7 protein-coding genes and 1 riboswitch are annotated in these 6,992 nt (G+C 33.2%); all 7 genes read right to left on the bottom strand.

The genetic code is table 11. The features are described from left to right. Positions 1-642: cobaltochelatase subunit CobN (locus tag ACY2V1_RS07345; RefSeq protein WP_461834148.1), on the bottom strand; the 642-nt coding region annotated here is incomplete at its 3' end. Continuing rightward, positions 629-1,630 (bottom strand): radical SAM protein, encoded by a 1,002-nt coding sequence (locus tag ACY2V1_RS07340; RefSeq protein ID WP_461834147.1) that lies wholly within the window; start codon positions 1,628-1,630, stop codon positions 629-631. The genes ACY2V1_RS07340 and ACY2V1_RS07345, both read right to left, overlap by 14 nt. Further along, positions 1,596-2,828, bottom strand: a complete 1,233-nt coding sequence (locus ACY2V1_RS07335) for an ABC transporter ATP-binding protein (protein WP_461834146.1) — start codon at positions 2,826-2,828, stop codon at positions 1,596-1,598. The genes ACY2V1_RS07340 and ACY2V1_RS07335 overlap by 35 nt, the downstream gene beginning before the upstream one ends. Next, positions 2,825-3,844 (bottom strand): FecCD family ABC transporter permease, encoded by a 1,020-nt coding sequence (locus tag ACY2V1_RS07330; protein ID WP_461834145.1) that lies wholly within the window; start codon positions 3,842-3,844, stop codon positions 2,825-2,827. The genes ACY2V1_RS07335 and ACY2V1_RS07330 overlap by 4 nt, the downstream gene beginning before the upstream one ends. Positions 3,845-3,850: 6 nt before the next feature. After that, complete coding sequence (locus tag ACY2V1_RS07325; protein WP_461834144.1) at positions 3,851-4,144, bottom strand: substrate-binding domain-containing protein; 294 nt, start codon at positions 4,142-4,144, stop codon at positions 3,851-3,853. Then, entirely contained in the window at positions 4,145-4,912 is a 768-nt protein-coding gene (locus ACY2V1_RS07320; protein ID WP_461834143.1) for an ABC transporter substrate-binding protein, read from the bottom strand. Positions 4,913-5,186: 274 nt separating this feature from the next. Then, positions 5,187-5,500: riboswitch (cobalamin riboswitch) on the bottom strand. A 136-nt stretch (positions 5,501-5,636) separates the two neighbouring features. Continuing rightward, positions 5,637-6,992, bottom strand: a 1,356-nt coding sequence (locus ACY2V1_RS07315; protein WP_461834142.1) for a M48 family metallopeptidase, incomplete at its 5' end; no start/stop codon positions are given.

Raw genomic sequence — 6,992 nt, 5'->3', positions numbered from 1 at the left:
ATGTATCAATGCATCTATCCATTTAAGTTCCTGGTTTAGCCAATATGCTTGATAAAACCATATTCCTATAGTTGGTTTTGATTTATCTATTTTTTGTTTTAAATATTCATCTAAAGATGAAACATAGACAATATCAGGATGATATATGCCTTCACTGGGTTCTTTTTTTGGAGGATCAAATTTATTATCAATATCAAAAACAATAGATTTTAAATAATTAAATAAATTTTTAAAATTATTAGGCCCACCAAATAAGATATATTTATAAACTGTATTCCAAATCTCTTGCATGAAAAAATCACTGTATTTAGACGCTAGATTAATAGATGATTCATCACCAGATACACCAAACATCAATATATATGGTAATTTATTTTTCTCCCTATATTTTTTTATTTCATTTATTATCAGGTCAAAATTAGGACAAGACTCTTTTCCACCATGAAGATTTATTATAACAAAGTGAGAGCTTTTTGCGTGTTCAATAAAATCTTCTGCATTTTTTTTATCTATTAATTGTGATTTTGCCCTAACTACAATTTCTATAGGTTCTTGTTTTTGTTTTATGCGTAAGTGAGCATTTGAAATTGAAGGAAATTCCATAGAAGTAGCAGAATAATATGTAATTTTAAGAAGTTTCATAATGAACTCCTTGTGCTTTTAAAACAGCAAAATAAAGTGAGCACACCAATTTTTTATTTTTTGAACCATTGTAAAAATTTCTACTTGGACAATCTCCTGGACAAAAACTAGATATTTTACATAATGAGCAGGATTTATCTTTATTGGTAAAATTATTAAACTCATACTTTGCTATTTTATAATTACTAATATGACCCAATAAAAACCTTTTATCTCCAGCAGTTTGAGCACAAGGATATAGACTTCCATCTGGAAAGATCCCAATAGATTCTCCTTGTTGGGCATGACAAAATACATATTTTTTATTTTTTCTATATCCAGATATCATGTCCTGTTCTCTAAAATGAAAATCTTTCGTTGCTTTGATTAAATTTATTATGCGCATAAAATCCATTATGCCTGAATATATCTCTAGTTTATCTGGAAATAAATAATCCTTATCAATAGCACGTCCTTTTTTTACAACCATATCAAGACCAATTCCTTCTATATTTTCAAGCAAATCAATAAGAAGAGCCAATTTTTTAAGTGAAGTCACATTAAGGGAAGTAAGGGTGGTTGTAATACGACATTTTATCCTATTCCTTTTTAAAAGCTCTATGCCTTTAATGGTATCTGTAAATTTACCCCTCAAGATATTATGAACCTCCCCTGGACCATCAAGACTTACTCCTACTTGGAGATCATATTTCTTAAATATCTTAACAATAGAGCTATCTAACAATGTAGCATTTGTCTGAATCCCAATAGTAGCCATAGGAAGATGTTTTTTTATATTTTTACATGTATATTCTATTAATTCAGGATATAGGGTAGGTTCACCACCTGTTATTTGTATATGTAGTGGTGCAGTTTTATTGGGTATTAAACTTAAACCTTTATCAATAATATCCTTTGCAATTACTAACCTTTCTTGATCTCCAATATAACAATAGATACAATTTAAATTACAATTAGTTGTTATTATAATTATTAAATATTTTATCATGTCTAACACCGTCCAATATAGAATCTAATTCATCTAAATTATTTAAATTGATTACATATTCTGAATTTGGATTTGTCTTAGTTTGATTAAATAAAATTACTTTCTTGTTAAAATTTATAGCTGAATTGATAATTTTTGATTTATTATACAGGGTATTAGAGTTTGGAATTGGATCAATAATCATTATTGAATCCTTTATTAATTCTTTACATTTAGATATTTTTTCATCTTTTATTGGTAAAAATGGAGTTTCATCAACACATATTGCATTCATTTGTTTTGCAATAAACCAGTCGATATCATTTTTATATAATATTCCTGTAGATATACAAAATCCTTTTCTTGATAAAACCCTATAAATTGGAGTTCCATATCCCATACCACCAAGTACAAATATCATTGGCTGGGATTTATTGTATTGTTGAGAGATCTCAATTGAGCCTAAAAGGGGATTAAACTTTACACCATTAAAATTGTATAGGCGAGATACATTTTCTTGTGTTAGGATTTGTTCAGGAGTTCCTTTGGCTATCATCTTGCCATCTTTTACCAAAATAACATAATCAGAGACCTTCATTGCCAGCTCAAGCTGGTGAAGGGAAGCTATTATTGTAATATTCTTTTTTGTACATAAATTTTTGAGTATGGAAATTATTTCCACCTTGTGTTTTAGATCTAAGTGTATTGTGGGCTCGTCCAGGATCATTATTTCGGGTTCTTGAGATAGTCCCCTGGCAATATATACCTTTTGTCGCTCTCCATCACTCAACATCTCCATTGGTTTTTCTTTTAAATAAAGAGCACCAACCAATTTAAGAGCATCTTCAACTATTTTTTTATCTCTTTTTGTAAGCTTTCCCAAAATATTTGTATGGGGATATCTTCCAAGTGCTACATAGGAAAATACATCAAAAAAAGGTGGATTAGATCTTTTTGTAAAGAGAACTGAAATGAGTTTTGCCATGTTTGAAATTTGTATTTTATTAAGAGGAGTGCTTTTTATAAAAATAGTTCCTTTAATTGGTTTTAATATCTTTGCCAGAGTTAATAATAGTGTAGTTTTGCCTGCACCATTAGGACCTAATATAGAGACAAATTTTCCCTTTAATACATCAAAATCTACGTTAGATAAGACCTTTTTATTCCCATATCCTATATCTAGATCAGAGACAGAGATAACCTTTTCTTTATTTTTCATATCTCCATTTTCCTCTTAGATACAAGAGCAATTATAATAGGTGCACCAAAAATAGCAGTTACAGCACTAATTGGCACTTCTACAGGTGAAAATATGTTTCTTGCAATTAAATCAGATACTCCTGTAACTATTCCTGCAAGCAAAAACACCCCTGGAACTAAAACCCTGTTATCAGAAGTAGAAAATATAAGCCTTCCCATATGGGGTATTGCAATGCCGATAAAAGCAACTGGTCCTGCCCCAGCAGTAACCAGTCCTGATAATGCGCAGGAAAAGAGAACTATTAAAAAACGGATCATCTTTACCCTAACTCCAAGGGATTTTGCATCAATATCCCCAAGTAATAATCCATTTAATGGCTTTGAAATAAGATAAGTACATATCAATATTATTAGCCCAACAAAGGTGAGTATCCTGATCTCTGACCATTTAAATCCTGAGAAACTTCCCATTTGCCATAGCACAAAACCCTTGATCCTTTCCTGTTCAGCAAATGCCATTAAAATACTGGTGATACTGTGGCATAGATAGCCTATCATCAGACCAATAATTAAAAGGGTGATGGGATTTTTTACTCTTGTTGCCACTATAAGCACTATAAACATTGTAATGTATGCACCAAAAAGGGCAGAGAGGGTGGTTAGATAAGGCGCAATTTGGGTAAAACCAAGTGCAATAGATGTTAGCATGACCAGGGCAACTACCAATGTGGCACCTGAAGAAATTCCCAGAATAAATGGACCAGCTAGGGGATTTCTGAAAAATATCTGTAAAAGTAGGCCTGATACCCCTAAAAAACCACCTCCTAACACTGCAGCAATGGTGCGTGGAATCCTTATATTCCAGAGAATAAAGCCGTCAGTTGAATAAGTGTCGTGAGAAAAAATCAAATAAAGGAGCCTTTTTTGAGTTATGGATACTGACCCTATTGAGAGAGATAGCCATATAAATACTATGAGAATAAAAGCACAACAAATAAAGATAACCCCCCTGGAAGACCTTTTAAAACCAACCATATTTTTTTATCCTTTATCAGGGAGTTTGGTAAAAAATTTCAGTCTATATCCTGGAAATTTTTCTGGATGAAGGATTGCTGCAATCTCTTTAATTATCTCATCCAGCCTATCCATTGACTGAGAGTAATTAGGCAGGGGTGAATAAACTGCCCCTTTTGTTAGGGGTTTTATATCTTTGATTAAAGGATTTATCTTGGCCAGTACTTCTTTAGAAGATGCACCTGTAATTGAAGTACGATAAGTGAACAATATATCTGCCTGTCTTCCGCTGGAGAGAAACCTCTCCAGAGATATCTCCATTCAGGAACTCCCCCTAATATCGCTAAAGAGATAGTCTCCACCTGCTATTTCAACAATTTGTGCAGACCAGGAATCACCTGGTTCAATTAACACTCTTTTTTCATAAATATCTCCCCATATTACCTTTGGCTTTGATGAAATATGTTTTAATTTTGTATTTATATCTTTTATAGTCTTCTTAACTTTCTTTACAAATTCCTCTGCTACCTCTTCTTTATTAAAGAATTGAGATAAAAATAACATAAATTTCATTCTCGTATTGAGATCCATTGCACTTTTAGTTGTTGTTACAATGCATTTAATACCCATTTCTTCTAATTTAGGTATATCTGCCAGATTCCAGGTAAACACTACTTCAGGACTTGCCTTTTTAATAAGCTCATAATCAACTGCATTGGATTCACCTACATATATAATAGATCCATTTTCAAGGCCATGTTTTACATAGTCTATTGTCCAGTAATCTTTTTTATGAGTAACTCCAACTAGAGTATTTAATACTTCAAGACCTCTAAGAAGGGAGACATTGTATCCTGAATATGCAATAACCCTTTTAACTGGGATATATATTATTTCATCTTTGGTGTATTGTTTTGGAGCTTTTATGCCTTTTGGCACTAAGACAAATTTTCTGCCAACACCATCTGTAATCTCTTTTACTCCGTTGGATAATTTTTTTATTGAAAATTCTCCAAAGGACTCAAATGTAGAAGAATGGCATGAAAATAAGAGAAATAAAATTAATAAACCCCATAAATATTTACTCATTGGCATAAATATCCTTATTAAATTGTTCTGGAAAACAAAAACAACTAATTACACCAGGATCACAATTATAGATAGAGCTATTAAATAAAAAACTTCTTTAAACAATAACTGGTATTAAATTAAAGGATAGAGTTGATGAGTCATTTTGTTCCTCCTTATGCAATTTATTTTTGCATACTAAGGAGGAAGCTTCAGGCGGGTTCTCAGGAAATGGGCTTTAGCTTAAGGCAAGTCACCCTTTCCGAGAACGAAGCAGTTAGCCTCGAAGCTTCGTCCTTTTTATTATCTCTAGGCCGGTCTTCCGACTTGAGGATCATCCTACTTGCCCTGTTGAATACTTAAGGAAATTCAACAGGACTCGCCCCGGTGAATAAAATTTTCTTTTTAGAATGTTCACCAGAGCGAGCTGGAGCCTTCCCCTTGGCACCTTTAACCGAGCTCCTTAATTTTTGAGGAGTCATGGTGAAAAGGTGTCAAGAGTGGCATATTCCAGCTTTCGTCCCCTCTCACGGCTGCGGGCCAGTGCCGGATTTTCACCGGCTTCCCGTTTCACCCTGAATACAGGGAACCTAGAGATATTTTGTTTTTTTCAAGGGAACTTATCTTTGGAATCTAACGTTGTCAATCATGTTTTTAAAAACCATAAAAATGGATTGCCTAATCCTACTTATACAGGTTTCATCTAAATATTCTGTCAGAAGCTCCGTGTCTAAGAGCAAAAGAGTTAATCTTTATAATGATCTTTTTTTTCTGGAATTAAAGGCTCTCCCCTTTTTATTTTTTGTTTAATTTCTTCAGCTGTTTTCTCAATAGCTAAAAACCGCTTTGCTGTAGATGGATGGGTGCTTCCTTTTAAGTTGATGGCTAAAGGATGAGTAGCAGCCATACGCCTCCATAACTGGGCAGCTCCTGAGACATCGTATCCTGCGCGAGCAGCATAATAACATCCCACATAATCTGCTTCAGCCTCAAACTCCTGGCTAAAGAGCAATTGTCCTGTTTGTGCTCCTATTCTTGTTACATTTACCCCTGTTAATTCACTTACAATAGCACCTAAAAGAGTTCCAATCGTTCTATTCACAGCTTGTTTCTGTATGTGTCCCATAGTATTATGGGCTAATTCATGGCCTATAATTAGAGCCAATTCATCATCAGAATCTAAGAACCTCATCATTCCTGAGAAAACAACCACGTGTTGACCATCTGCAAATGCATTCACTTGATCGCTATTTTTTAATATTATTGAATAATTACATATACACACTGGTTTAATTACAATGTTGAGGTTTTTGGTTTTACGTTCTATTGATAACACAATTTTTTCACCATGATTGTGTTTCAAAACTTGGCTTAAAATTTTTATTCCTTTTGTGCCTGGCAATAAATGTTGCTGGTTAACAGCATAAATTACATCTCCTGGTTTTAAACCCGCTTTTTCTGCTGGTGAAGTAGGTATTACATAAAGTACTGTTGGATATTCTCTGATTCCATATAAATGTACATAGGCCTGACGATAATTCTTTGGTATACTTTCCTGAGAAAGAAAAATAAAACCCCAATCATATCTTATTTTTTCCCCACATAATGGTGCATTGGCTTGAAGAATGCGAAAACCTACTCTTTGGAGACGTTTATATAGTTTTACAAACTCTAATACAGCCAATTCTCTTTGTTTTTCTGCTTCCTGTGCAGCTATTTCTTCACTAATCTGTGGCACCCTGGTTGTTGGAGCACAGGCAGGACCTAAAAGTAAAAAAATCAATATAATTAACCAAAAAGAGCATGTGGATACGTATAATTTATATTCCTTCATCTCTATTCCCCCTAACGTACTCAAAAAATTTGAACTTTCTTTTACAGATTTATTTTCTTCACAAAACTTTCTCCAATATAAACAACCGTCCTTAGTAAATTTTGCTTTTAATGATTCTGCTGAGTAATAAAAACCAGCATGCAAAACCCCACTATTTCTACCTGATGCATGAAAACCTATATCTCGCTCTTTATCTATAACTGCTATTTTTGAGTTTGGATATTTTTCGAGTAGATTATTAGCTAATGTCAGCCCAATTATACCACA

Source organism: Desulfothermus sp. (assembly GCF_053993635.1).
The sequence above is the reverse complement of the archived record's forward strand: the minus strand, read 5'-3'. Positions and strand labels throughout refer to the sequence as shown.

What these genes read in the sequence shown, in the direction of transcription:
- ACY2V1_RS07340 (WP_461834147.1), bottom strand. Translation starts at nt 1,630, where the DNA reads ATGATAAAATATTTAATAATTATAATAACAACTAATTGTAATTTAAAT.
- ACY2V1_RS07335 (WP_461834146.1), bottom strand. Translation starts at nt 2,828, where the DNA reads ATGAAAAATAAAGAAAAGGTTATCTCTGTCTCTGATCTAGATATAGGA.
- ACY2V1_RS07330 (WP_461834145.1), bottom strand. Translation starts at nt 3,844, where the DNA reads ATGGTTGGTTTTAAAAGGTCTTCCAGGGGGGTTATCTTTATTTGTTGT.
- ACY2V1_RS07325 (WP_461834144.1), bottom strand. Translation starts at nt 4,144, where the DNA reads ATGGAGATATCTCTGGAGAGGTTTCTCTCCAGCGGAAGACAGGCAGAT.
- ACY2V1_RS07320 (WP_461834143.1), bottom strand. Translation starts at nt 4,912, where the DNA reads ATGAGTAAATATTTATGGGGTTTATTAATTTTATTTCTCTTATTTTCA.